At 71.3% G+C, this 25273-nt stretch carries 12 protein-coding genes; 6 read left to right on the plus strand and 6 right to left on the minus strand.

Going from position 1 to position 25273, the window contains the following annotated elements; genetic code table 11:
• Positions 1–302: 302 nt before the first annotated feature.
• The 6 genes from AC060L_RS21365 (at position 303) to AC060L_RS21390 (ending at position 6606) form a co-directional block, all read left to right on the plus strand.
• Positions 303–521: an MbtH family protein gene (locus AC060L_RS21365; protein WP_483800436.1), complete on the plus strand. Its 219-nt coding sequence runs from the start codon at positions 303–305 to the stop codon at positions 519–521.
• The gene (locus AC060L_RS21370; protein WP_483800437.1) at positions 514–1479 is read left to right on the plus strand and encodes a thiamine pyrophosphate-dependent dehydrogenase E1 component subunit alpha; all 966 of its coding nucleotides are present in this window, start codon (positions 514–516) and stop codon (positions 1477–1479) included. Before AC060L_RS21365 ends, AC060L_RS21370 begins: the two co-directional genes overlap by 8 nt.
• Entirely contained in the window at positions 1476–1706 is a 231-nt protein-coding gene (locus AC060L_RS21375) for an acyl carrier protein (protein ID WP_483800438.1), read from the plus strand. The genes AC060L_RS21370 and AC060L_RS21375 overlap by 4 nt, the downstream gene beginning before the upstream one ends.
• Positions 1703–3955, plus strand: a complete 2253-nt coding sequence (locus AC060L_RS21380; protein WP_483800439.1) for a 2-oxo acid dehydrogenase subunit E2 — start codon at positions 1703–1705, stop codon at positions 3953–3955. Before AC060L_RS21375 ends, AC060L_RS21380 begins: the two co-directional genes overlap by 4 nt.
• Entirely contained in the window at positions 3952–4950 is a 999-nt protein-coding gene (locus tag AC060L_RS21385) for a 3-oxoacyl-ACP synthase III family protein (RefSeq protein ID WP_483800440.1), read from the plus strand. Before AC060L_RS21380 ends, AC060L_RS21385 begins: the two co-directional genes overlap by 4 nt.
• 963 nt (positions 4951–5913) lie before the next feature.
• Positions 5914–6606 (plus strand): LmbU family transcriptional regulator, encoded by a 693-nt coding sequence (locus AC060L_RS21390; RefSeq protein WP_483800441.1) that lies wholly within the window; start codon positions 5914–5916, stop codon positions 6604–6606.
• A gap of 126 nt (positions 6607–6732) precedes the next feature.
• Here the strand turns inward: AC060L_RS21390 and AC060L_RS21395 are convergent, their stop codons facing one another.
• The 6 genes from AC060L_RS21395 to AC060L_RS21420 all read right to left on the minus strand — a co-directional run bounded on the left by AC060L_RS21395 (position 6733) and on the right by AC060L_RS21420 (position 25241).
• Positions 6733–7380 (minus strand): FMN-binding negative transcriptional regulator, encoded by a 648-nt coding sequence (locus AC060L_RS21395; protein WP_483800442.1) that lies wholly within the window; start codon positions 7378–7380, stop codon positions 6733–6735.
• 459 nt (positions 7381–7839) lie between these two features.
• On the minus strand, positions 7840–8706 hold the full coding sequence (locus AC060L_RS21400) for a DUF2470 domain-containing protein (RefSeq protein ID WP_483800443.1): 867 nt from the start codon (positions 8704–8706) through the stop codon (positions 7840–7842).
• A 201-nt stretch (positions 8707–8907) separates the two neighbouring features.
• Positions 8908–10938, minus strand: a complete 2031-nt coding sequence (locus AC060L_RS21405) for an Ig domain-containing protein (protein ID WP_483800444.1) — start codon at positions 10936–10938, stop codon at positions 8908–8910.
• A 251-nt stretch (positions 10939–11189) separates the two neighbouring features.
• Positions 11190–24416, minus strand: coding sequence for a protein-glutamine glutaminase family protein (locus AC060L_RS21410; protein WP_483800445.1), 13227 nt, complete (start codon positions 24414–24416; stop codon positions 11190–11192).
• The gene (locus AC060L_RS21415) at positions 24413–24784 is read right to left on the minus strand and encodes a WXG100 family type VII secretion target (protein WP_483800446.1); all 372 of its coding nucleotides are present in this window, start codon (positions 24782–24784) and stop codon (positions 24413–24415) included. The genes AC060L_RS21410 and AC060L_RS21415 overlap by 4 nt, the downstream gene beginning before the upstream one ends.
• Positions 24777–25241 (minus strand): YbaB/EbfC family nucleoid-associated protein, encoded by a 465-nt coding sequence (locus AC060L_RS21420; RefSeq protein WP_483800447.1) that lies wholly within the window; start codon positions 25239–25241, stop codon positions 24777–24779. The genes AC060L_RS21415 and AC060L_RS21420 overlap by 8 nt, the downstream gene beginning before the upstream one ends.
• Positions 25242–25273 lie beyond the last annotated feature (32 nt).

Genomic DNA, 25273 nt, shown 5'->3' on the forward strand with positions numbered 1-25273 from the left:
TCAGGTGAGTTTCGAGTGCCCTGCGGGGCGCACCGGAAAATGCGGTGCGCGGGTCCGGGAGTTTGTCTCGAAGCGGAATCGGCGCCGGCGCCGGAGAACGCGGCCCGGAGCACGGTGGACCGCCTCGTCACGCTAGACCGGCGGGCGTCGGCACTTCAAGGCCCGCACCGGGGCCGCATGTCCCGTCGGCGGGACAGCGCCTGACGGATGGTCATCGGGTTCGAATGCTGGATAGCCTTCGAAGGAACCCCGAAGAACGCGCGGCTCGACACCGACAACTCGAATGCGGGAAGGGGAAAACGATGACGAATCCCTTTGAGGACGAAAACGGCGTTTACCTGGTACTGGTGAATGACGAGGGCCAGTATTCGCTGTGGCCGTCGTTCATCGACGCACCGGCCGGCTGGACGATCGCCAAGGGCGAGGACGGCCGGCAGGCCTGCATCGACTTCATCAACGAGAACTGGACGGACATGCGCCCGAAGAACCTGGCCGAGGCGATGGCGGGCGACGATGCCTGAGCCGCGCGGCCGGGCGGCCGAACCGGCGCCCGGGATCACCGAACTGGCCGACGATGATCTCGAACTCCTGCTGCTGATCCGCAACTTCGAGCTGGCCCTGCTGGACCTCTTCGCGGCGGGCCGGCTCAACGGCACGACCCACACCTGTCTTGGCCAGGAGTACGTGCCGGTCGCGCTGGCGCCACTGCTCCGCGACGACTTCGTCTTCAGCAACCACCGCGGCCACGGGCACTACCTCGCCCGGTTCCGGGACCCGGCCGGGCTGCTGGCGGAGATCATGGGACGCTCCGGCGCGGTGTGCGCCGGCGTCGGTGGCAGCCAGCACATCTACCGTGAGGGCTTCCTGTCGACCGGTGTGCAGGGGCAGAGCCTGCCGGTGGCCGTCGGTGTCGCGCTGGACTTCGCCCGCACGGGCCGCCGGAGCATCGCCGTGGCCCACATCGGGGACGGTACCTGGGGTGAGGGATCGGTCTACGAGGCCCTGAACATGGCGCAGTTGTGGCAGGTGCCGCTGCTGGTCGTGGTCGAGAACAACGGGATCGCCCAATCGACGCGGACCGAGCGGCAGTTGGCCGGCAGCATCGCGGATCGCGCTGCGGCGTTCGGCATCGCGCACCACGAGATCCACAGCAGCGACGTCAACGCGATCCGCGCCGAACTCGCCCCGGTGATCGAGGACGTGCGCCGTCGGCGGACGCCGGCCGTGCTGGAGTTCCACTGCCTGCGGCTGGGCCCGCACAGCAAGGGTGACGACACCCGCTCCGAGGCGGAGCTGGCCGAGGTACGCGCCCGGGAGTGGGGGGCGGCGTACGCGCAGCGGTTCGGTGAGCAGTTCGCGGTGATGGACAAGCGCACCCGGGAGCGGATCGCCGACCTGGTCGCGCAGGTCTCCGCCCGTCCGCCGTCGCACTGGCCGGCCCTGACCGACGCGCTGACCGGTGCGGGGGTGGGCGGATGAGTGCGCTGGAGCGGATCGTCGCCGAGGTGCTGGGCATAGGCGAGGACGAGGTCGCCGACGACACCGGCCCGGCGGTCACCGCGCTGTGGAGCAGTCTCAAGCACGTGCGGATCATCGCGGCCGTCGGCCAGGAGTTCGGCGTCAGGTTCACGCCGCGGCAGGCGCGTTCCTGCCGCAGCGTGGGCGACCTGCGCAAGCTCCTCGCGGAGAAAGGACACCCGGTATGACAGCGGTCGCGACCGACCCGGTCGGCACCGTCGCCCTCCGCGTCGCGGAGCACCTCAACCGCGCGCTGCACCAGCTGTTCCGCCGGGAGGAGCGGCTCTACCTGCTCGGCGAGGACCTGACCGATCCGTACGGCGGTGCCTTCAAGATCACCAGGGGGCTCTCCAGCGGCTTCCCGGACCGGGTACTGTCCACGCCGCTGAGCGAGAGCGGTATCGTCGGCGTCGCCGGGGGCCTCGCGCTCTCCGGGAACAAGGTCATCGTCGAGATCATGTTCGGCGACTTCATCGCGCTCGGCTTCGACCAGGTGCTGAACTTCGCCTCCAAGTCGGTGTCGATGTACGGGCGGGAGGTGCCCGTGCCGCTGGTGGTCCGCTGCCCGGTCGGCGGCAACCGCGGCTACGGACCGACGCACAGCCAGAGCCCGCAGAAGCACTTCATCGGCATCCCCAACCTCGCGCTGTACGAGCTCTCGCCGTACCACGACGTGGGCGCGCTGCTCGGCGAGGCGTTCGATCGCGGTGCGCCCGCCATCCTGTTCGAGGACAAGGTGCTCTACACCCGGCGGATGTACCGGGACGGACGGGTCGACGACCTGTTCCACTACGAGATGCTGGGCGGCACGGGCACGGGCACGGGCGCCGGCACGGGCTGGGCGCACACGTTCCCCGAGGGGGAGCGGTCCACCCCCGATCTCGTCGTCATCGCCCCGGGCGGCATGGCCCACCGCTCCCTGGACGCGGCCCGCGCGCTGCGCGCCGAACACGGCCGCTCCGTGCACCTGCTGACCCCGGGGCGGCTCTATCCGCTGGATCTGGAGCCGGTGCTGCCGCTGCTCGCCTCGGCCGGGCGGATCGCCGTCGTCGAGGAGGGGACGGCCGGCGGCACCTGGGGAGCCGAGGTGGCTCGCGGGCTGTACGAGCGGATCTGGTCCTCGCTGCGCGGACCGGTGATCCTGCTCAACTCGGCCGACTCGATCATTCCGACCGCCCCCCACCTGGAGAGCCGGGTGCTGCTGGGCGCCGGCCACATCGAGGCCGGTCTCCGGTCCGCGGCGGGCTGGGACGCCGCCGGCCCGTCACCGGCCGAGACGGCGACCACCGGGGAGGCGGACCGGGCCGATGCGGCGCGGGAGCCCGGTGGGACCGGCGTTGCGGTCACCGTGCCGAAGCTCAACAACAACGACACCGCCTACCTCGTCGTCGACTGGCTGGTCGCGGACGGCGAGTGGGTCGAGGCGGACACCGACCTCGTCTCGCTGGAGACCTCCAAGGCCGTCGAGGACATCCCGGCCCCCGGCTCCGGCTATCTGCACCGCATGGTGCCGGCGGGGGAGGAGCGCGGCGTCGGCGAGCTGCTGGCCCGGCTCCTGCCGCAGCCGGCCGCGGCCCCGGCCGCTGCCACGACGGGCACCCCTTGGGGTACCGACGCCCCTCTCCCGGTCTCCGACCTCGCACCAGGCCCCGCACCAGGCCCCGCATCCGACGCTGCCCGCCCGTCCCGCACGCTGCTGCTGGACCGGGCGCAGCAGGGCACCGCCGCGGTGGTCAGCAGGAGCCACCGCGAAGTGCCGGCCGGCTTCACCGTGGTGCGTGCCGAGGTGGACACGGTGCTGGAGGAACTGGATCGCCTCGGGGCCGAGACGGGCACGGACTTCGGCCTCGCCGAGGTGGTGGTCAAGGCGGTGGCCGGGACGTACGACGAGTTCCCGCACTTCTTCGGCTCACTGGTGGACGACCGCACCGTCGCCGTCGCGGACGCCCCCCACGTCGGTGTCACGGTGGACGTCGACGGAGGCCTCTATGTGCCGGTGGTCGAGCGCGCCCACGAACGCTCGCTCGAAGACGTCGCCGACGCGCTGATGGACTTCCGGATGAAGGCGCTGACCAAGAGTTTCGCCGCCGCCGAGCTGGCGGGCGGTGCCATCTCCGTCTCGCTCAACCCGGACGCCGGTGTGGTCCTGGTGCATCCGATCGTGCTGTGGCCGCAGCTGTGCATGGTCTCGGTGGGCGCCGTCGGCGAGGAGTGCCGGCTCGACGCCGACGGGACCGTGCGGACGGTCCGGTCCGTGCACCTCGGACTGGCCTACGACCACCGGGTGGTCAACGGCCGGGACGCCGTCCTGTTCCTGACCCGGCTCAGGGCCTCGCTGGAACAGCCGGACGGCCTGCGGCCCTGGCTCGACCCGCAGCAGCTCGACACCCAGGAGCTCGACACACAGGAGAAGGAGCCGCCACGGTGTTCGGGATGACGTCTTTCGGTTCGGTGATCGGGGAGCGAGCCCCGGTGGCCGACATCGTCGCGGAGTACACACCCGACGTGGAACGGGTGCTCGCGTACGGCTACCGCGCCGTGCACCGTTCCCCGGCCGAGGTCGGCCTGACCGACCTGGCTGTGGACGCCGCCCGTCGCGCGCTCGAAGGGTCCGGCACCGCGCCGGAGGACCTTGACCTGGTGGTCATGGCGATCACCGACATCCCCGAGTACCTGTACTGGGATCCGGCGGCGAGCCTGCAGGCCCGGCTCGGCGCCCATCGCGCCGAGGCCGTCCTGATCAGCCAGGGCTGCCTCGGCGGGATCACCGGCTTCGACACGCTCGCGGGCCGGTTCGCGACCCACCCGGACTACCGGCGGGCGCTGTTCGTCGGCGTGAACCGCACCTGCGAGGCGTATTGGAACCGGATGGCGACGCACTCGCTGCTCTTCTCCGACGGCGCCGCCGCGACGGTCGTCGCCCGCGGCCACGACCGGTTCCGCTGGCTGGCGAGCGAGGTCATCAGCGACGGCCGCTTCGCCGAGTTCTTCCTGATGGACCAGGGCGGCGCGGCCATGCCGTTCACGCCCGGGGACGAGCCGCCGGCCGCGCGGGACGCCTGGGACATGATGGAGTTCTTCGACTACGACTCCGACCGCTTCGAGGGCTTCATCGAGCTGATGAACGACCGGGTGCGGGAGGTGGTCGCCCGCGCCTGCAAGCGGGCGGGCACCGATCCCGACCGGCTGGCCCGGGTCGTCCTGCTCAACGACAACCGGCAGACGCTGACCGCGCTGGCCGAGCGGATCGGCGTGCCGCTCGACCGAACCAATCTCGCGTTCTCCCTGGAACACGGTCACTTCGGTGCGGCAGACCACCTCCTGACGCTGCAGCACCACGTCGAGTCGGGCGAGCTGCGCCGCGGTGACCTGGTCGCGCTGGCCGGTATGGGCCGCGGCATGCACTGGGGCTGCACGGTCCTCGAGTGCTGACCCGCGTTCCCCCCTGACCCCTCCTCGGTCCCTGGCTCCCCCGGGGCCGAGCGGCGCCATCGGGTGCTCCGCGCAGCGGCGCCGTGGCGCACCCGATCGCCTCGGGGCGGCTGACGGGACCTGTTGACTCGGTTGCCCCACCGATGACTTCCAGCCAAGACATATACCGACCGGCCACCCGGACCGATGGCCGGTCGCGCGCAGATCTCCAGGTCGGAGCCGCGCCGGCACGGCGAGCGCCCGAGCCGAACCGTGCGCCGCCCGACGCGCGGCGCACGATATACGCCAGGGTGGCGCGCATCGGCTTGGCATGGCCATCACGTGACGTCATCATGGCGTTATGCCTCCTGCACGATCGCCCTGCGCGGCCACCCCGCTGACCGCCCTGGAGACGCCTGCCGCGCGGCCCTGGTGACGAGCAGCCCGCTCGGCCGGCCGTCCGCCACCTGTGCCCGCGCCTGCCCGGGTGCACCCACGGCGGCCGCGTGTGCCCACATGCGCTGAATTCGGTGCAGCGGGGCTTCCGGAGATCGTTCTGTCGGCATTCGGCAGGATCCATTAATTGTCGCATTGCCGTGCCCTCGTATCGGGGGTGCGGACGGCCGGATTCCGTTCGGGCGGATCCGGCCATCGGGCTGCCCGTTTTCGGCCCGGTCGGATATCGGATCGATGCACCCTGGCCGCATACCGGAACCTGCACGCGAATGTGTATTCGAAGCCGATCGGTGCGCCGGTCGGTAAGATCACGTCACAGGGACGGGCGGACTCTGCAAAGTAGCGTCGAGCGATGCCGCGATACTTGAAAATTGCATCGACTCCGCGATGTACTCGGATCGACAGCGGTTGGCATTCGACCTATCGAAGCGCCGGCGAGCCGTCGACGACCCGCTCCGGCCGATGGTATTTCACCGGCAGGTTTTGTGGTCAATGTGTTGGGCACTTCTGTGCAAACGGGGAGGCGTGATGAGCAGTCAGGTTGAAGAGGGCAAAGACTCGAAAGTGCTCATGTTCGGCAAGGCCGCCGAGGCGGCGCCCAGGATCCCGAGATGCCAGGGATTCGATTCGCGGCGTGATCAGGTCCTCACCACGCAGGTCGGGCTGCACATACCGGTGGGCCTCGCGTTCGAGGACTGGGAGCGGGCCGGGCGCCAGCTTTCCGGGCTGCTCAGCTCGTCGTCCTGGTGGCTCGGTGACTGGCTCGTCTACGGCAAGGACCACTACGCCGACCGCTACGAGCGAGGCGTCCGCGCGGTCGGGCTGCAGTACCAGACGCTGCGGAACTACGCGTGGGTCTCCCGGCGGTTCGAACTGCCCAGGCGACGGCCCGCGCTGAGCTTCCAGCACCACGCCGAGCTGGCCTCGCTGCCCGTCGACGAGCAGGAGACCTGGCTCGACCGCGCCGAGCGGATGAAGTGGACCACCAAGCAGCTGCGCAACGCGATCCGGGCCGATCGTGACGGCGAGAGCGAGAGCCCGCAGGTGGCGGACGACGCCGCGGCAACGCGCCGGCTGGCGATTCCCGACCACCGGCTGCAGTGGTGGCACAAGGCGGCGGCTCAGGCCGGAGCCGAGCTCGCGGAGTGGGTGACGGCCACCCTCGACGCCGCCGCCGAGCAGGTCCTGAAGGAGACCGGGCAGCAGGTCCCCGTCGAATGACGGCCGCAGGGTCCGCCCCCACGGCGGGGGCGGACCCTGCCCGGCGTCGCGCGCCCGGCGGCAACGGTCGCGCGAACGGCCACGCGCATAGCCACGGGAACGGCCACGGGAACGGTCGGACGGGCCCTACGGAAGGCGGCCCATCAGCGCGGCCGTCTCCGCGTGCCTGGTGCAGCCGGCACGGTCGGCGAACGACCGGACCACCCGGTCGCGGATCTCCGGCTGCTGCTCCTGGCTCAGCTTGAACATGCCCTCGGCCCCGGTCACCTCGATCCGGAAGGCGCCGACGGCGGGCACGATCTTGCGGAAGTAGTCGAGGGAGCCGCTCATGTCCCAGGCGTTGCCGAACTCGGTCTCGAAGGCCCGCACGGTGGACTGCACCACGCCGAGCGTCTCCTCCACCGATTCGATCTTCTCGACCACGCCGTGGACGTGCACCGAGGTGAAGTTCCACGTCGGCGCGGCCGGCGTGACGTCATATACCGTGGGCGAGACATACGCGTGCGGGCCGGTGAAGGTCAATAGCACCACCGTGCCGGTCCGCAGTGCGGACCAGTGCGGATTGGCGCGGTTCAGGTGCCCGAGCAGCCGCATTCCGGAGAGGTCCGCAGCCGGTTCTCCCGTTCCGTTCGGATCGGTGATGACCGGAAGATGCGTGGCAAACGGGCCGTCAGCGGGATCCCCGTTGCTGGCCATCAGCGCCAATGGGTTCTTGCGCATCAGATCGACCATCCATGAAACGTCGGGCTCCCGGTAGTGCGGGGGGACGAACATGCGGAACTCACCTTTCCAGGGGGTGATTCAGGCACGGGATGCGAAACCATCAAGGTCATGGGCACGTCAATGATGCAGCGGATGCCCGAGGAAACGGTGGGACTGTCCCGTCGGCAGGACGACGAGTTTCTCCATGGTGGCGCGCCGCCGCTCCCAAGGCAATGCGGCGGAGCTGCGTCGGTCATTGCTTTCGTGCCGCCATTTCGGACCGGCCGAGAAATCACCTGACCGCCGGCCGGGCGGCTTTCGAATAGGCCCGGGGTCGGCGCGGCAACGTGGCTATTGCCGCTCGCCTTTTCCATGCGGTGGCGCCACGGGGAAGGGGAGGCAAGGGCGGCGGCGGGAGGGGGGAGGCGTACGCGGCGCCCTTCCCTGTCCGGAGGGGGGAAGGCGCACGGGCCCCCGCGCCGCCCGGCACGCGCCGGGCGGCGCGCATGGCGCCATTGGCGTCCGGCCGGGTCAGCCGGTCGTGTGGGTGGCGCGGTGGAAGAGGCGGTGCATGGCTGTGCGCAGCTGGTCCGGGCCGTCGAGGGGGTGGTCGAAGTCGAAGCGGGCGTCGGCGGTGCGCCGGCCGGTGGTGAAGCGGACGCGCAGCCCGTACCGGTCCAGGGCCAGCGGCACCGCCGTGACGGTGCTGTCGGCGTGCATCGCCGGGGCCGCCGGGGCCGCCGGGTCGGACTCGGTGAGGCGGGCGACGAACGGGCGGACCAGCAGGTCGAGTTGGTCGGGGTGGGCGCTGACCAGGTGCTGCAGCAGGCCGAGCTCGTGCGGGGCGATCGGGTCGGGCGCGGCGCGGGCGAAGGCGTCCGCCTCGACGTGGGCGGCGCCCCACAGGTCATTGGTGAGGACGTCCTCCACTTCGAGGACCACCGGGGTGCCGGCCTGTGGATCGGTGAGGCCGGGAGTCTGTGCCGCGAGCAGCTCCCGGTGGTGCTGCCGCTCGGCCGCCGGTACGGGCGCCAGCCAGCCGCCGACCCAGGCGCGGCCGCGGATCCGGTGGCGCACGGCGAGCGGTGCGACGTCGGTGGCCTCGACCACCGCGCGCAGCTGCTCCGCCTGGCGGTGGGCCAGTTGGACGCAGCGGACCACCGGAGAGGAGCCGGGGAGCAGCATCAGCAGGTTCCCGTCCGGCAGGACCGTGCGCACCAGGGGAGACCAGGGGGCGGGGCGGGCGGCGAGATCGAGCCCGGGCACGTCCAGGACCGCCGAGGAGGCGAACTCCACCAGCGTGCGGGCGCGTTCGGCCGGCGCCGGGCCGGCTGCCGGGTCCGGGTGGTCGCATCGGCAGGTCGTGGCAGAGGTGGGGCCGGTGGTCGGGGTCTGCATCTGTCCTCCTCGGGTGGCTTAGGTAAGGCTAGCCTAAGTTGGCGAGTTCGTGACCCCCTGCGGCCGGTCGGCGGAAACGCCACCGGGCCCGCTCGTCGCGTGAGCGGCGAGCGGGCCCGGATCGGCTTGTCGGTCAATCAGTTGATCGGTGTATCAGTGGATCGGTGTATCAGTGGAGCGTCGATCGGTGAAGCGTCCGGCCTAGTACTCGTTGGCCGAGGTGTCGTCGATCAGGAACGCCGTGGTCGGCGTGGTGCCCGACTCGTGCGCGACCAGCTGGATGCCCAGCGTGGTGCCCCAGCCGACCTGGTTGAGGAAGGGGGTGAGGTCGACCGACTGCTGCTGGTAGCCGTTGGTCGGGTTCTGGCTGGTCCAGGTCTTGGCGGTGCCGAGGACCTGGCCGGTGTACTGGTCGATGACGTTCAGCTTCAGCGTGTCCGGCGTGCCGGTGGTGTTGGTGGTCTGCGTGTTCAGCCAGAACGAGAACGTCGCGCTGTTGAAGCCCGGGTAGTCGTTCAGGTAGTTGGTGATCGAGTCGTCCTGGGTGGTGTTCTGGCCGAGCCAGGCGTACCAGGTGCCGGAGTGCGGCGCGTGCAGGCTGGACGGGGTGATCAGGTTGTAGCCGTTCGGGCTCCAGGCATCGGTCATCACGGTGTGGTCGACGTCGGCCGAACCGTTCTCGAAGCCCGCGTCGGTCAGCTGCTGCACGGCGCTGCAGCCGTGCTGGCCGCCGGCGAACAGGCCTTCGTAGAAGCTGGTGTTGGCGCTCTTGCCGTTGGCGTCGGTGGCGGTCACGGTGATCCGTGAGTAGCCGTTGGCCGAGGCGCTGGTGGTGCCGGAGATGACACCGGTCGAGGCGTTGATGCCCAGGCCGGCCGGCAGGCCGCTGGCGCTGTAGCTGACCGTGGAGTTGGTGTTGTCAACGGCGACCGCGGGTATCGACAGCGGCGTGCCCGGTGCGTCGGTGCGGTCGCACATGGTGCTGATCACGACCGGCGGGTTGCTGACGATCGGGTCGGAGGCCATGCAGAGGTGGTCGGAGTTGGACCAGAGCGTCTGCAGCGGGAACGAACCGGTGGAGAGGTTCTCGGTGAACAGGCCGCCGTTCGATCCGGCCGGGATCCAGGCGCACTTGTCGCCGACCTCCTGGCCGGTCGCGTCGGTCCAACCGCCGGGCGTGTTGGGGTCGGTGACCGTCTCGGCGTACTCGTGGCCGCCGATGATGCCGTAGCCGTCGAGGCGGCCGCGCGGGGTGTTCTCGCCGAACCAGTTGGTGCCGCAGCCGGCCACGTCGGTCAGGTACGGCATGTTGGTGTAGGCGAGCTGCCCGGACGGGGAGCGCTCGAAGTCGTGCCAGGCGCAGTAGCCGAGCTCACGCCACTTGTCGGGGTCGGTGCCCTGCGGCGAGTCGATGACGTACTGCACGTTGCGGTTCTGCGCCTCGGTCGTGTTGCCGAAGTGCGCGGCCGCGGCGGCGGCTTCGGCACCGAGCTGCGGCTCGGTGGCGGACTGCGGGGCGGCGGCGCTGTTGTCCACCCAGACGCCGGCCAGCACGCTGCCGGGCTGCGGGTAGGGGATGTGCGCGGCGTTCGCCGGGCACTGGATCGAGCCGGACTGGATGCCCTCGCAGTACTGGGTGAGCACCGCGCTCCACCCGTCGCCGGAGCTGCCCAGGCCCTTGAAGAAGTCCTGCTGGTACGGGACGGCCTGGTCGGCGTCGTGCGACATCGTCACGTCACCGGTGGAGTTGGTGGACGGGGTGCCCCACTGGGATCCCCACACCACCAGGTAGACCTTCGGCGGGCCGATCACGACGCCGCTGTTCTCCTGGCCACCCTTGTAGGTGACCTGGAGGTCGTACTCGTTGGCGACGTTGCCGTCGCCGTCCTTGCCGCCGGTGCCCGGGTCCGCGCCGTCCGCGAGCTGCGGGGTGACCTTGCCGCCGCCCTTGGTCGCGGCGGCCGGCGCCGGGCGGGCCGCGCCGATCCGGCCGGTCTTCATGGCGTGCGGGGAGCTGGCGGCGGCCGTCTTGGGGGTTTCCGACACGGGCGTCCCGGGCTTGACCTGCACCCAGCCGCTGGATGAGGTCTTGACCCAGCCGTCGGCGGCGGGGTGCGGATCGGCGTTGGCGGTGAGCGGGCTGAGCAGGCCCGCGCCGGCCACTGCCATGACAAGTCCGGCGAACAGGGTGCGCCTGCCGCGTCGGATCATGCCGGACCGGATGGTGGTCACGTAGAGGACTCACTTTCTGTGGGGGCGTTCGGCAGCGCGTCGTGGTCGAGGGCATGGGGGAGCGACACGATGGCCTCCGTGGAGGAGGAGGCCTCACCGCGAACATCAGTGCAATGGCATATTGCACTGATGTGGCGAACCGCACAAGACTTCACGGCGGCGATCAGGAACCAACACCGGCGGCTTGCCGTTCGTCAGGCTCGCGGTGGCGGGGCTCGGTTGATGCGGTGTTCGGTTGATGCTGTGCTCGATCAGATGAAGTAGCCCGCTGCGTGGTCGTCCTCGGCCTGCTGCGCCGCGTCGCCGCTCCCCTCCTCCGGGGCGAGGAAGTCGTCCCAGTTCAACTCCTGCTGTTGCGGGGGGTTCGGGAGGCCGCCCCCGGGGTGCGCAGCGGGCTGCGTGTGGTCGGGGATGGCGCTCGGGATGGCGCTCGGTATAGCGCTCGGGATGGCGCTCGGGGCCGTGGGCCCGGGGGTCGCGTTCCACATGTCCCAGGGGAAGGCCGGCAGGCCGGCGGCAGTCTGGGTGATCTCCTGCGCCGAGGCGTTGTTGTGGGCGCTCGAAGTCGCCGTGGAGCCACCGGTGTTGCCGGGCCCGACGGCACTGCTCGGCCCGGCGACACTGGCGGGCCCGCTGACCGTGCTGGAGTTGCTGGAGCTGCTGGGGTTGCTCGGGAGCTGGTCCGTCGTCGAGCTCGTCGGTTGCTGGGTGGCGATCCGGGCCGCCCGTCGCTCCTGTGCCTTGGTGGCGAATTCCGACAGGCTCTTCTGACCGAAGGACTGCCAGGTGTTGTCGGCCTGCTCCGGTGATTTCGACCACTGCGGGAACGGTTCACCGGAGCGCACCCCGGCATGGTCCGGGCCGCTGTTGATCGCCGGCTTGGTGTAGGTGTAGGACTCCGTGGTGAAGAAGGTCGCCCGGTCCAGCGGGAACCCCTGGTGCGTGCTGACGGTGCTGTCGTTGTGGTACTGCTGGATCTTCGCGACCGTGTCGGCATAGGTGTCGCCGAGTTGCTCCGCTCCTCCGGCTCCCATGCTGGTCAGCCACTCACTCCTCGTCATGGGCGCGTCGGCGCGGATCGACGGGTCGAAGACCATGTCCTGGTCCGGCCCGCCCTCGCGCTTGACCTTGACCTCCACGGCGACGTGGTAATCCCAGGTGACCGTCCCGGAGGTTCCCGGCTTGGCGTCCGCGGCATTCGGCGACGGCACCGAAAGGGCGCGTGCGGGCTGGGCCGCTCCGTTCGATCGCTGATGCACGGCGAAGATCTTCTTGACCGCGTAGTTCTGCCTGGTGATGTGCGCGGCCATCTGGTGCGCGCGGTGCGGGCAGCCTTCCTCGGGATAGTCGAACGGGACCGGCACCCGGGCGCCGTCGCTGTTGACGAATTCGAGGGTCCGCACCTGGTCGAAGAGCTCGCGGAGTTGATTGTCGGTCAGCGTCTCGGTGCGCGGCGCCGTGCTGGTGCTCGGCTGCGCGGTCGGGTGGGGAGCCGGCTGCGCGGTCTGCTGCGGGGTCGGCAGCGGGTTCAGGTGCGTGGTCGGCAGCGTGTTGAGGTGCGGATTCGCGACGGTGTTCAGGTGCGTGTTCGGGTGTGTGTTCGGGAGTGCGGTGTTGGCCGTGGGCAGCCCGAGGTTGGCGAGATCGATGGGCATGGGCATGGGCGCGAGTGGCTGGCCGGTCGTGTCGCCCATCAGAAACTGCCACAGGTAGGCCTCGTTGGCGTCCTGATGCGGCTGGGTGCCGGGTACGGCTGTGGTGGGTATGGCCGTGGCGGCGGGCAGTTGGGTCGCCACGGGTGCCACGGGTGCCACAGGGGCCAGTGGGGCTGCCTCGTTCATGTCCCAGTCGAAGAAGTCCAGTCCCTGATTGCCGACCTGGTCCACGTCCACGTCCATGTCCATGTCCATGTCCTGGTCGGTGTTCTGGGTGTCGTCGTTGAGCAGCGGGGCCTGCGCGGCGGGGTGGGTCGGGGGTTGGCCGCCCGGGGGCAGCGGGTCGTCGCCGCGCGGGGCGGGGTCGAGCGGCCGGGCGGGTTGCCGGTCATCGGTGGGGAGCGGGTGGTCGCGCAGCGGGGTGCCGTCCTCGGTGAGCCGTTCGAGCTCGGAGAGGTAGCGGTGCGGAATCGTCCGGCCGAGCGCGTCGGTGGTGTTCGCCATCAGCCCGTGCGTCTTCGACTTCGCGTCGGTGTTGAGGAACAGCGCCTCGTCGTTGCGCTGCTCGTCGTTCAGGCCGGCGTAGTGCAGCAGTTCGTGCAGCACGTCCGCATCGCTGTGCGCGAGGTTCAGGTGGTGCTGGTCGGCGCGGTCCGGGGTGGCGCCGTTCGTCTGCTCCGGACCGGTGAGCTCGATCGCCTCCGGGTGGTTGTCGCTGCGGGTGAACGTGGCCTCGAAGTGCACCTGGTCGCCGGAGTGCGGCAGCAGGTAGCCGATGTTCAGGTGCTGGTCGAGCAGGTCGTTGGCCCGCTCCTCGAATCCGTCGAGGTGCGCGGCCGAGACGCCCGCGCCCAGCCGCACCGGCAGGTGGAACGAGATGAGGCGCACCCAGCGTCCGTCGTCCGCCTGGATCCGGCGGGTGCTGTTGCGGACGTAGACCATCCGGCCGTGCAGGTAACCGGGCCTGCGCTCGGGGTTGCCGAGGGCCGTGGTGGAGGGGCTGAACCGCTCGGTGCTCCGCTCCGCGCGCGGTGCGGAGTCACGGCGCGCCGCCCACTGGTCCGCCGTGACCGGGTGTTCGACGGGATGCGCCCACTCGGCGTCGTCGCCGACCGCGATGTGCTCCTGCGGCAGGTCGGTCGGCAGGTCGTGGTGCGGGGTGAGGCGGACGGGGGCCTGGACACCCGGCAGGCCCAGCCCGGGCGCCAGCACCGGCAGGCCGTGCTGGTCGTAGTCGGTGACGATCGGTGTCGGCAGGGGAGTGCCGTCCGGGGCGTGGTAGGTGGCCTCTGTGCGGAGCACGCGCAGGCTGCCGCCTGCTTGCGCGTTGGTGGCGGCGGTGTTCGTTGCCATCGGGTTGCCGGCCGCGTCGAAGTGGGCGGTGGTTTCGACGGCTATCGGCAGGCTGTTGCCCTGCGCGTCGTTCAGCACACCACCGTGGGTGAACGGCAGCACGGGATCGCCGAGGCTGTCCGAAGCGCGCGGCAGCGCGATGCTGCCGTCCCGCCTGGTCCGCGTGGTGGCGGCAGCGGCGGCCGTCCGCAGCGGGAAGCCGGTGTCCTGGAACAGTCCGGTGGTGAGGGTGGTCGGTTGGAGCAGCCGGTCCACGTGGCTGTGCAGCCTGGTGGACAGGGTTCGCGGCTGCATGGCACCGCCCTGCGGGTTGCGGAAGGTGGTGCTGGTGGTGGCCGACAGGAGGAGATGCTGGTTCTGGTTGTAGAGCGTGACGCTCGTGATGACGGGCTGATGCGGGTCGGCGGGCCGCTGGTACAGCGTGGTGAAGGAGTAGGCCGGCAGGTTGGGGTCGCCGTGGAGCTCGTAGGTCGTCATGGTCGTGATCGCCGGTATCAGCGGGACCTGGCCGTGGCCGAGTATCGGGATGACCGGCCCGGTGGCGTCGGCGTGCACGTAGAGCGAGCTGATGGTGCTGGTGGGCACCCGGGCGTCGGTGCCCGGCTCGTAGAGCGTGGTGGTGGCGGTGGTCGGCTGCTGAACGTTTCCGACACCGTCGTGCAGCACGGTGGTGACGTCCGCGGGCCGTGGCACGGTGATCCCCGTGCGCAACAGCCTGCGGATCTCGACCTCGACGACGTTCGCCGCGACGCCGTATTGGGTCACGTTCTCCCAGAGGCTCTGGGCATCCGCCATGCTGGCCTGGCCGGGAACGGCGTCCTGTCCGTTCGGACCGAGGCTCAGCCTGGTGTAGATGTGGTTCTCGGCGGTGTAGACGGTCGGCGCGTCGAATGGGTAGCCCTGGTGGGTGTTGTTCTGGTTCGCACCGTGAAGGAGCCGCAGGTTGCCGGCGACCTGGTTGGCGTTCTCGCCCAGATGAGTCGGGTGCAAGACACCCATGCTGCCCAGCCAGGCAGCCGTGGTCACCGGGCCGTTGGGATTGATGGACGGGTCGAAGACCCGCTCCTCGACGGTCCCCTGAGGTGTCGTCACATGGACGACGACCGCGACGTGGTACCCCCAGTTGACCGGACCGGGCTGTCCGGGGCCGGCGCCCCGGGCGTTCTCGGAGTCGACGTGCAGCAGCTCCTCGACCATGCCGTTCGCGCCTCTGCGCCGGTAGTCGGCGAAGATCTTCTTGTTGGCGACGCCCTGGCTGGTGAGCCAGGTGGCCATCGCGTGTGCCCGGTCGGCGCAGCCGTCCTCGGGGTGGGCGAACGGCAGCGGCGCGAGGGTGTTGTCCGGCATGGTGATCCGGTGGTTCAGGATCCCCTGGAAGTATCCGGCGGCCTCCGCCTCGGTCACGGTCGCCTGCCAGTGGCCGGGGGCCTGGGCAGAGGGGTGGCTGAGCTGGTCGCCGCGGGGCAGCGGGTCGGTGCTCCGGGTGCGGGTACGTGTGGCGGTGCTGGTGGTGGCGGGGGCGGTGGTGGTTGTGCCGCTCGGGCCGCCGGACGGGCTGTCGGACGTCCGGTCGGCGTGCGAGGGCTCCGAGGTCCGCCAGCGAGTGCCCTCCTGGTACCAGTGGCGCGGGCGACCCAGCGGCGGTGCCACCGGCGGTGCCACGGCCGGGGGTACCTGCTGCTGCTCGGTCTGCTCGGCCGGTTCCGGGTGCGGGTGTTCGGCGACGGCGGGTTCCGGCGCCGGCGTGCCGGCCCAGTAGTACAGCCGGCCGGCGGTGCGCGCGGTGGCGCCGTAGTCCTCGGCGTCCTCCCGCCGGTTGACGGTGATCACGACCGGCTGCCGGTACAGCGTCTGCGAGCCCTTGAGCGCGGCCGTCCCCGGCTTGGTCTCGGGCTTGTCGTACGGGACGGCGCCGATCGGCAGGCCGCGGCTCGGCGTGCCGGGGGCTCGCGTGGCCGGGGCGTCCCCGGCGGTCGTCCGGGTGTTGCCGAACTTGCCCGTGTTCACCGGGACGGTCACGGTCGGGACGTTCGTCGTCGCCGTGAAGTCGGCCGGTGCGACGTTCCACGTCCTCGTGCTGCTGGACGAGGCGGCCGACTCCTGCTCGGTCGAGCCCGTGAGCTCGTCGTCGCCGGCCTCCCGGCGCCCGACCTCGGTCGCCGGTCCGGTGGGCTCCACGCCGACCACGAGCTTGGTCCGGCCGTCCGGGCCCAGCGGGACGGTCACGTACTTCTCGTCCGGGTCCTTCAGCCGGTGGAAGTTCGCGTGCAGGGACTGCGGGGCGAGCGCCTGGTGCAGCGCGACCTGCGGTCCGAGCGGGAGCCGCTGGGCGTTGCGCAACCGGTTCTGCTCGCCCAGGCGCGGGTCGTTCACGAAGGAGCCGACGGTGTCCCGGGCCATCCGCAGCACCGGCGCGGAGAGGGCGGCCTCCGCGATCTTCACCGCGTTCGAGCCGACCAGACCGGAGTTGGGGTCGAAGAGTTCCGCGGTGGCGGCTCCCAGCCGGCCGAACACGCCCGCCGGCGGGTTCCGGGGGTCCAGCAGCAGTTGCACCGCGCTGTCCAGCAGGCCGTTCGTGTGGTCGAAGCCGACCAGGTCGTGGCCCGCGGTGAGCGAGGCCTGCCAGGCCGGATCGAGGACCGGCGTGACGAGGACCTCGCTCAGCTCGCCGCCCGCGGGCTCGCCGTTCGCGGGCTCGACGATCGCCTCTGCGCCCGGGTGCGGCACGGTCATCGACTCCGGCACCCAGGCCGTCACCGTCGACTCCGGCACCTCGCGGGGCGGCCGGAGCTCGCTGTACAGGCCGTACGAGCTCTGCCGGGTGGCCGTCACCTCGAACGTCATCCGGCTGCGGAACCCGAGGATGCCCCCGAACTTCGACGTCTTGTGCCCGACCTTCGTGGTGATGCCCAGCTCGGCGTCGCTGCTGCGGCCGCCCTCGAAGCCCGCGCCGGGGGAGTAGGTCACGTTGCTGAAGTGCTCCGCGGAGCGGGGCGTCCGGACCGAGGGGCGGATGTTGCCGTCGAAGCCGAGCGTCCAGCTCCCCGCGGCGGTGCCCTTGACGGTCCGCGCGGATCCCGTCTTGCGCGTGAGCTCCCAGGGGGCGCGCTGCCCGGTGTCCTGCCAGTCGTGCGGGATGCCGCGCACCAGCACCTGGGTGATGGTCCGGACGGACCGGTTCTCCTGGACGTGGTAGGCCAGGATGCCGCCGTTGACCAGGTCGTCGAAGTTCGCCGAGAGGCTGTCCGATGAGAAGGCGTCGGCGAACGGCAGCGCCGCGACGGGCGGCCCGTCCGGCGCGCCGCCGAGCTGGTGGTCGATCTCGGTGAGGATCGCGTCCGAGTCGGGGAACTCGGCGATCGCGCCGCCGGTGACGCCGTCGTCGAGCAGCGCGGCCTGCCGGCGCTGCGCGGGCTCCGGAACGTCGGCCGCGGCCGCCGGGGCGGCGAGCCGGCGCACGTCGGCGTCCGAGAGCAGGATCAGCACCTCGTGGGCGGAGGCCGGTTCGTCCGTCCGGCCGGCGTCCCGGTAGGTGACCTTGCCGGCGGCGTCGGTGATCCGGCCCAGCACGCTGATCTCCGCCCGCGCCCGGTAGACGTGCCAGGTGCCCTTCTGCGCGACCTTGCGGGTCGTCGTCCCTTTCTCTTTCAACGAGTCGCTCCGGTCGCCCGCGAGCGAGCCCTTGACCTTGGCGCCGCCGCGGACCTGCCAGCTCGACTCGTGCAGGCCCAGCGGGGTCTGCGGGAAGCGGCCGGCGTCCAGGCCGGTGCCGCCCTTGCCGGTGACGGACTCCTTGTCGGCCACGGCGTTCGAGGTGCCGGACTTGAGCTCCACGGCGAGCTTGCCCTCACCCGCGAGGGTCTCGTGGTAGACGAAGTCGCTCAGGCGCGTCCGGACCGCAAGACCGGCGGTCTCGGGCTTGCGCTGCGCATCGATGTGCACGTCGGCGGTGGTGAACCAGGAGTCGTGCGAGCCCGAGACGGCGCTGAGCAGCTGGTGCCGGCCGGTCAGGGCGTCCAGCGCCTTGTCGAGCTCCAGCACCTGCTCGGCGGTCGGAGCGCTGCCGAACGCCTCTCGGTGGGCGTTGCGCAGGGCCGCCTCGGCCTGCCGGCGGAACGCGGCGGCATCGGTGACGTCGCGCACGAGGTGTGCCGGGGGCAGCTTGGCGAGCGTCAGCGGGCCGGGCACCTCCTCGGGAGTCTCGGTGCGCTGGATGCCGAGGACGAGGTCACCGCCGCTGTGCGGCACCACCGTGCCCACCGGCGCGGCCTGCGACTGCGGGTCGTGCGGGGGGAGTTGGCGCGTCGGGTTCGCGGGCTCCAGCGGGCGGACCAGGGCGCGGTACGTCACCTGGTGGGCGAAGGTGTCTTCCGTCGACTCGAGGCTGAACTCCCGCTTGACCTCCAACTCGTTGCCCGTGGTGAGCTGGTGGGTGCTGCTGCCGACGCGCTCGACGTTCGCGGAGTAGAACAGCCGTGTGGTGTCGGCCGGGTTCAGCGCGGCGCGGACGTTGCCGCTGAAGCCCACGGCGTGCTTGCCGGCGCCGCCGACCGTCCGGTCCGCGGCGGCACTGCGGGTGACGGTCTCCTTGGTCGTGGCTGTCGCGCTGCCCGACGCCGGGGCGTTCGCATCGGCCAGGTCGGCCCGGATCAGCACCTCGTACGTCCGGGCGGTGTGCAGCGGCCGGTCGGGCTCGGTGAGCGTCAGCCGGAAGGTGCCGTCGAGCAGGTCCCGGGCGCTGCCGCGCAGCGCGGAGGGGGCAAGCTGCTGCCGGAGGCTGTGCAGGTTCGCCTGCGCCTGGAGCTCGCCGCCGGCCTGGGCGGTGCCGGTCGCCGGCGGCAGGATGTCGGGGGCCTGCTCGCGGAGCGCGTCGGCGATGTGCGTCACCAGCTCCGCCGATCCGGGGACGTGCAGGTAGGAGGTGCGGGCGCGCTTCGCAGCGGTGGCGGTTGCGGTTGCGGTGGCGGGTGCCGGGGAGGCGACGGTCGGGGCGGCTTCGGCCGGCTGCTCCGTCCGGGCGTGCGGGCGGACCCGCAGGACGGTGGCGGTGGTGCCACCGGCCTCCGGGTCCAGCGGCCGGGGGACCGTGATCGACTCCCGCGGCAGCCCGACGAACTCGACGTCGAACTGCACCGGCGTCGACACCAGGTCGGACAGGCCCGTCCCCTGGTGGCTCTGCTCCACGGTGAGGGTCCGCTTCTCCTTGACCCCGTGGGTGCTGCTGCTGGAGTAGGTGTAACCGAGGGCGCCCGTCGCCCACTTGCTCTCCGAGTCGGTCGGCGAGTGCCAGATCTGCCCGGAGGCACCGACGTTGATGCCCAGACTCCGGGTGCTGCTCTCCGAGCGGTTGCCGGCCTGTTCGGTGGACCACTTGTTGCCGAGGACGCTGTTCCCCTGGACCCGCGACAGGACGGTGGACGTGCCGGGGCGGATCGTCAGCCGGAGGAACCCGCGCTGCCCGTCCGTGAACGTGATCCGGGGCGAGGTCAGGCCCCAGGACGACGCGTGCTCGAAGCCGCCGATCACGTTCGTCGGGTCGAGGAAGTCGATGATGGCGCGGTGCGCCGTGCCGTCCGGCCGGCCCTCCTGCGGGAGCTGGGCGAAGACCGCGTCGCGGACCGCGCCGAGGCCGGTGATGGTGAGCGGGTGGCCCTGGACGGGGGCGGGTGCCGGCTCCCAGCCGGTCCAGCTGTGCTGATCGTTCTGGGTGGTCTGGCCGTTCTGGGTGGACTCGGGCAGCGGGATCTCGGCGCGCACCGGACCGGTGATCAGCGGCGGCTGGCCGATGGTCTGGTCGCCGATGGTGCGCTGACCGGGGCGCTGTTCGGTGCCCTCCTCGTTGACGACGGTGACGTGGTAGCCGAACTCGGACTCGTAGAGATGGGTCGGCCCGGTCAGTGCGACCTTGTTCGCCACCGACTCGGCGGGCTTGACCGAGGTCTCGGTCGCATGGGTGACCCCGCCGAAGCCGAAGGGCACGGTAGCGGTCACCATCAGCTTCGGGTTGAGCGTGTGGGTGTAGCTCGGCGCCTCGTCGAGGCCCGCCTCGCCGGTGGAGAGCTGGACCTTGGTCTGGCCGGGTTCGTAGCTGTGCTCGGCCGCGACCTCGAAGCCCTCGCCGTCGTTGGCCGGTGCCGTGGCGCCGTCGGCGCGCTGCTGGAGCCGCCACTCGCCGGGCTGGGCCTCGACCCGCACCTCGAACGGCCGATCGCCGACCCGCAGGGTGAACCGCCAGCCGCCGTTCACCATCGTGGCGTGCTTGCCACGGAAGTTCGCCGGGTCCAGGATCGCGTCCAGCTGCTGGGCGATCTGCGGGGTGTCCTGGCCGTCACCGAGCAGCTCGACGATGCGGTTGCGGACGGCGGTGGGCTCGGGCGCATCGGTGATCTTGATGCCCGCGAGGTGCCGGTGCTGCTGGCCGTCGAGCGTGGGAGGGGCGGGGTCGGGGACGGGGATGGGGGCGGGCTCGGTGGCGGCAACGGGGGATGGGACGGGCGTGGGTTCGGGTTGCGGCTCGGGCTCGGGCTCGGGCTCGTGCTCGGGTTCCGGCTCGGGTTCGGGTTCCGGCTCGGGCTCCGGCTCGTGCTCGGCGCTGGTGCCGTCGTGCTGGTCCGGGGTTTCCGCAGCGGAGTCGTCGGAGCGCGTGAGTGCGAGCAACTCGTCCAGGTCGGCGGTGTCGGGAATCCGGTCGGGGTCGGTCAGCGGCGCGAGCAGCTCGCTGTCCGCGTCCACGTCCGATTCCGTGTCCGAGCTGGACGTCGAGTCGGAGTCGTCGTGGCGCGGCTGCCGTTGCCGGGTCAGTAGCTCCGGCTGCGCGTTACCGGGTGCGGGTCGCGGCCGGCTCTCGGCCCGGGGCGGTGCGCCCTCGCTCTCCGCCTCGCCCTCATGGTTGCTCTCGTGTTCGCCGCCGGGGTGCGGCTGCGGTACGTCGGGCAGCTCGATGTCGTGCGCCACCGGCGCGGCGATGCGCTCCTGCTGCTCCGAGGTGTCGGCCGTGTCGCGGGCCTCGGGCAACGAGGGCAGGTCGCCGGTGTCCGGGAGGGAGCCGAAGAGCTGGTCGATCTCCTCGGGCGTCCGCTCCTCGGGGGCGTCGAACGAGGGCAGGTCGCCGGTGTCCGGCAGTGAGCCGAACAGGTCGTCGATCTCCTCCGGTGTCCGCTCCTCGGGCGCGCCGTCGGTGCCGGACTCGGACGCTGCCGCGACCTCCGGCCCGCCGGCCTGCTCGTCATCGCGACGGTCCGACGAGCCGTCGTCGGCGATCCGGCTGAGCCGGGAGGCGTCCTCGGGGCGCTCCAGCGGTCGGTCGGTCTCCTGCTGCAGGTCGAGCAGCCGTTCGTGCTCGTGGCGGGTGCCGTCCAGCAGGTTCAGCACGTGGTCGTACTGCCGGCTTGTCTCGGCGGCCTCGTCCAGCCGGCCTTCGGCCAGCTGCGTGGTGAGGTCCTCGCGCAGGGAGTGCAACTGGTCCTGGTAGCCGCTGATCCGGGCCAGACGGTCATCCTGACGCTGCGTCAGAAGCTGGTCGAGCTCGTCGGCCACCGCCCGGCTGTGGTCCTCGCTGGTGCTGGTGGCCAACTGCTGGTGCAGCTCGGCGATTTGGGTATCGGTGCCCTCGGAGAGGGCGGTCAGGCGCGCGCGCAGCTCCTCGTCGGTGGGTGGCGGTGCGTCGTCCTCGCCGTTCCCGCCGTCCTCGCCGTCGTGTGGCTCCGGCCGCAGCAGGGCTTCGTACCGTCGCTGCAGGTCCAGTGCTTCTAGTGCCTCGCGGCTCTGCTGTTCGGTCTGTGCCTGCTCGATCTGCTGGTGCAGTTCGGGTGCCCCGGGGGTGTCGCCGTCGTACAGCGCGCTGAGCCGGTTGCTCAACTCCTCGTCGGTGACAGCTGGTTCGGCGTGCTCGGTGTGCTCGGGGAGCGGGTCGCTGCTCTTGAGCTTCTGCAACTGCTCATCGAGTCGCCGGAGTTCGAGATGCTGGTCCAGCTGCTGCCGGACGTCGGATTCCGTCTCCGGACCGTCGGCCTGGAAGAGCCGGCGCCGCAGCGCCGCCTCCGTGTCGTCGGCGGAGGCGAGCTTGACGAACTGCTCGCGCAGGTGGAGCTCCGGCACGGCGCCGAGGCCGGCTGCGCCGTCCGGCTCCTGCCGGCCTTCGACGTAGTCGGTGTACTCGCGCAGGCTGCTGTCCACCCGGGCCGGGTCCAAGCCGACCCGGGCGGCCTCGACCGCGTCCACTCGCTGCTGCCAGGCGGGGTCGCTGGTGCCGTGCTCGGCGAGCTTCGCGGAGCTCCAGTCGGCGTGCGAGACGAAGTCGTCGTAACGCAGCTCCAGCACGTGGGACTCGATGCTGTTGCGGAAGTCCCGGAGGTGGCGGGTGGTGGCCGACCAGTCGTGTGCGTCGGCCGCGTCCTGGACCGCCTTGCGGAAGGCCTGGCGGTCCTCGCTCGACACACCGGCCTCGCGTGCCGTCCGGTTCAGGTCGCCGAGGCGCTGCCTGACACCGGCGGGCGAGGCGAACGCGGTGTCGGGCACCGACGGCAGGTCGGGCAGCGGATCACCCGGGTCCCGTGGGTCGTCGTCGCCGAGGCGATCACTCGGGACGGTCAGGTCGCTCAGCAGGCCGAGGCGGGCGTCGGTGTCGTCCTCGAACTGTGACTCGGGGAGCGGCTCTTCGGTGCTCTCGGTGCTGGTCCTGGTCTCGGGCCCTGCCGTTGTCGCTGTGGCGCCTGCGGTCGCGGTTGCGGTTGCGGTTGCGGTGAGGTGCTGCGGTTCGGTCTCGGAGGGCTCTGCGGGCTTCGAGATCTCCGGGGATTCCGAGGACTCCTTGACGGCCGTGGGGCGGTCGAGGTCCGCAGTGGTGCGGATCGAGGACGGCGAACCGGAATCGGTCCTCTCCGTGCCGTTCCTGACCTCGGTCTCGGTGCTGACGCGCGCTGCCTGCGCGCTCGGCGATCCCGTCGAGCCGGTGCCGCCTGTGCCCGCGCCGGCCTTCGCGTTGGCGTTGGCGACGGACTCGGTCACCGGGCGGGAGCCCGCGCCGGTCTCGGCCGTTCCGTTCCCGGAGGTGCCCGCGCCGGCGCCCCCGGAGGTGCCCGCGCTGGCGCCCCCGGAGGCGCCGTCGGTGTGCTCGATGGTTGCGTCCGACTTGGTCAACGTCGTTTTGAAGTCGTGCAGTTCGGTTTCCTGGTAACGCCCGGCCGACTGCTCACCCGTGCTGCGGGACTCGTCGGCCGTGCCGGCGGCCTCGCCGGTGTGCTGCTCGGCAGAGGCGTTGGCCGATGCGTTGGCCGGGGCGGCGAACTCCTCGGTGCCGAAGGCGCTCCAGCCGCTTCCGGACGTGTCGTGCGCGTCCGCAGAGGCGTGCTCGTTCTCCTCCGCCGGCTGCTCGGCCCAGTACGCTGCCTCGTCCTCGGCCGAGGCGGGCAGGTACTGCAGCCCGGGCTCCTGGGCCTCGGCCGTTCCGGGGGCGGTGGCGGAGTGCGTCCCCTCCTCGCTGCCCGTCCTTGGTGCCCCGCCGGACTCCGTGACCGGCGTCGTGACCGTGACCGGGGGGAGCTCGGTCGTCGGGACGCCGGGGCCGCCGCCCGGCGGCTCGACGAGCTCCGGCCCGGTGAGCTCCGGCGCGGTGAGCTCCGGGCCGTGGATCGGCTCCAGCTCGATGTGCGGACCGCCGCCCGGTTCGGACTTGTTCGGCTCCGGCTCGTCGTGGCCGCCCAGGGCGCCGATCATGCCGGAGCTCAGCGCGCCGGCGAGGTCGAACTCGCCGCCGAGGGCGGCCGACATGATGCCGGCGCTGGCCACGCCGGAGACGCCGCCGACGGTGATCTTGCCGAGCAGGCTGTTGCTGAACTTCGGCGCGAAGCGGCCGGCGCCGAGGCCGATCGCCCCGCCGACCGCGCCGCCGATCGCACCGGATTCCAGGGCCCCGAGGGTGCTCTTGGTGTCCCACTGCGTCCGGTCGCCCTTGAGCAGCTGGATCGTCTGGACCAGTACGTCCATGCCGACGTTCATGGCGATGCCGGTGGCGATCGACTTGGCCAGCCGTTGCAGGATCAGCCTGACGGTCAGTTGGGTCACGGTGACCGCGCCCGGGATGGCCTCCGGCGTGGCGGAGGCGATGAACTGGCTGATCTCCCAGGACAGCCAGCCGAGTTGGACCAGGATCATGTACTTCGCGTATTCGATCTGGGTCGCCGTTTCGTGGCTCAGCTGACCCAGCTGCCCCGCCGAGTCCGACATCTGCGGCAGGTTCGCCTGCAGCGTGCCGGTGAACTCGCTGAACTGGGTGGCGACGTCGCCACCCAGGCTGTTCAGCACTCCATGGGTGGCCGGATCGATCTCGCCGGCCATCGTGCTCAGGTGGGTGGCGGCCTCGTTCCAGATGTCGCCCACCGCCCGGAGCTTGTCCTCGTCGCCCTTGGGCCAGTTCTGGCCCACTGCGAGCTTGGAGACCCAGGCCAGCTCGGGGGGAATTTCGATGCTCATTTCTTGCCGGGCCCGCCTTCGTGGCCCGGGGTGTGGATGTCGGTGGTGCCGTTGCCACCGATCCGGCGGACGCTGAAGACGTTCTCCTCCTCCAGCTGCTGGAACTTGAAGCTCATCGTCTCGATGCCGTCACCGGTGCTGTCCACCACGTCGCCGATGTCGCCGAGCGCCTTGATGACCTGGCTGCTGCCGTCTCCGTACTTCTCGAAGAAGGCCACGCCGGTGGGATCGTCGCCCCAGCACTCGCCGAGCGCGTCCAGCCGGGCCTGGACGTCGGAGCCCAGGCTCTTGAAGTGGACGGCCAGGGTCCGCAGGTAGGGCATCTGCTGGCGCAGGCCGTCGGTGTCGACCGAGAACTCCTCAGACACCGGAGCCTCCCGAACCGTTCGTCCGCAGGGCGCCGGCGCGGGCCGGTGCACCGTGGTCGAGGTACTCGCGGACCAGGTCCGGCATGCCGGGCGTCTCGGGCAGCAGCGTGGACGGGTCGACCTTGCCCTGGAGGAGCTCGACGACGTCCGCACCGGCGGGCAGCGCGAGGGAGGTCAGCTCGGCGACCTGCTTGAGCGCGTTGCTGCGCGCCTGGGCGAGCGTGGCCAGCAGGACGTCGGAGAGTTCCTTGGGGGCCATCCGGTGGAAGGCGCCGGTGGGGAACTCGATCGCGGTGACCTCGCCCTGGGCGCTGACGGTGGCCTTGACGGTCTGCCGGGGGGCGGTCGCGGTGCCGGTGACCTCGTTGATCCGGCGCCGGGTCTCGACGGCCTCGCTGCGCTGGCGCTGGTAGAGCGCCATCAGCTCCTCGATCTCCTGGTCGTACGGGCTGCTCATGCTGCATTTCCTTTTCGGGGGCGGACGGGCGG

It is taken from the genome of Kitasatospora sp. NEAU-69, assembly GCF_057158765.1.

Coding starts and splice junctions, on each gene's coding strand:
- AC060L_RS21365 (WP_483800436.1), top strand. CDS start 303: ATGACGAATCCCTTTGAGGACGAAAACGGCGTTTACCTGGTACTGGTG.
- AC060L_RS21370 (WP_483800437.1), top strand. CDS start 514: ATGCCTGAGCCGCGCGGCCGGGCGGCCGAACCGGCGCCCGGGATCACC.
- AC060L_RS21375 (WP_483800438.1), top strand. CDS start 1,476: ATGAGTGCGCTGGAGCGGATCGTCGCCGAGGTGCTGGGCATAGGCGAG.
- AC060L_RS21380 (WP_483800439.1), top strand. CDS start 1,703: ATGACAGCGGTCGCGACCGACCCGGTCGGCACCGTCGCCCTCCGCGTC.
- AC060L_RS21385 (WP_483800440.1), top strand. CDS start 3,952: ATGACGTCTTTCGGTTCGGTGATCGGGGAGCGAGCCCCGGTGGCCGAC.
- AC060L_RS21390 (WP_483800441.1), top strand. CDS start 5,914: ATGAGCAGTCAGGTTGAAGAGGGCAAAGACTCGAAAGTGCTCATGTTC.
- AC060L_RS21395 (WP_483800442.1), bottom strand. CDS start 7,380: ATGTTCGTCCCCCCGCACTACCGGGAGCCCGACGTTTCATGGATGGTC.
- AC060L_RS21400 (WP_483800443.1), bottom strand. CDS start 8,706: ATGCAGACCCCGACCACCGGCCCCACCTCTGCCACGACCTGCCGATGC.
- AC060L_RS21410 (WP_483800445.1), bottom strand. CDS start 24,416: ATGAGCATCGAAATTCCCCCCGAGCTGGCCTGGGTCTCCAAGCTCGCA.
- AC060L_RS21420 (WP_483800447.1), bottom strand. CDS start 25,241: ATGAGCAGCCCGTACGACCAGGAGATCGAGGAGCTGATGGCGCTCTAC.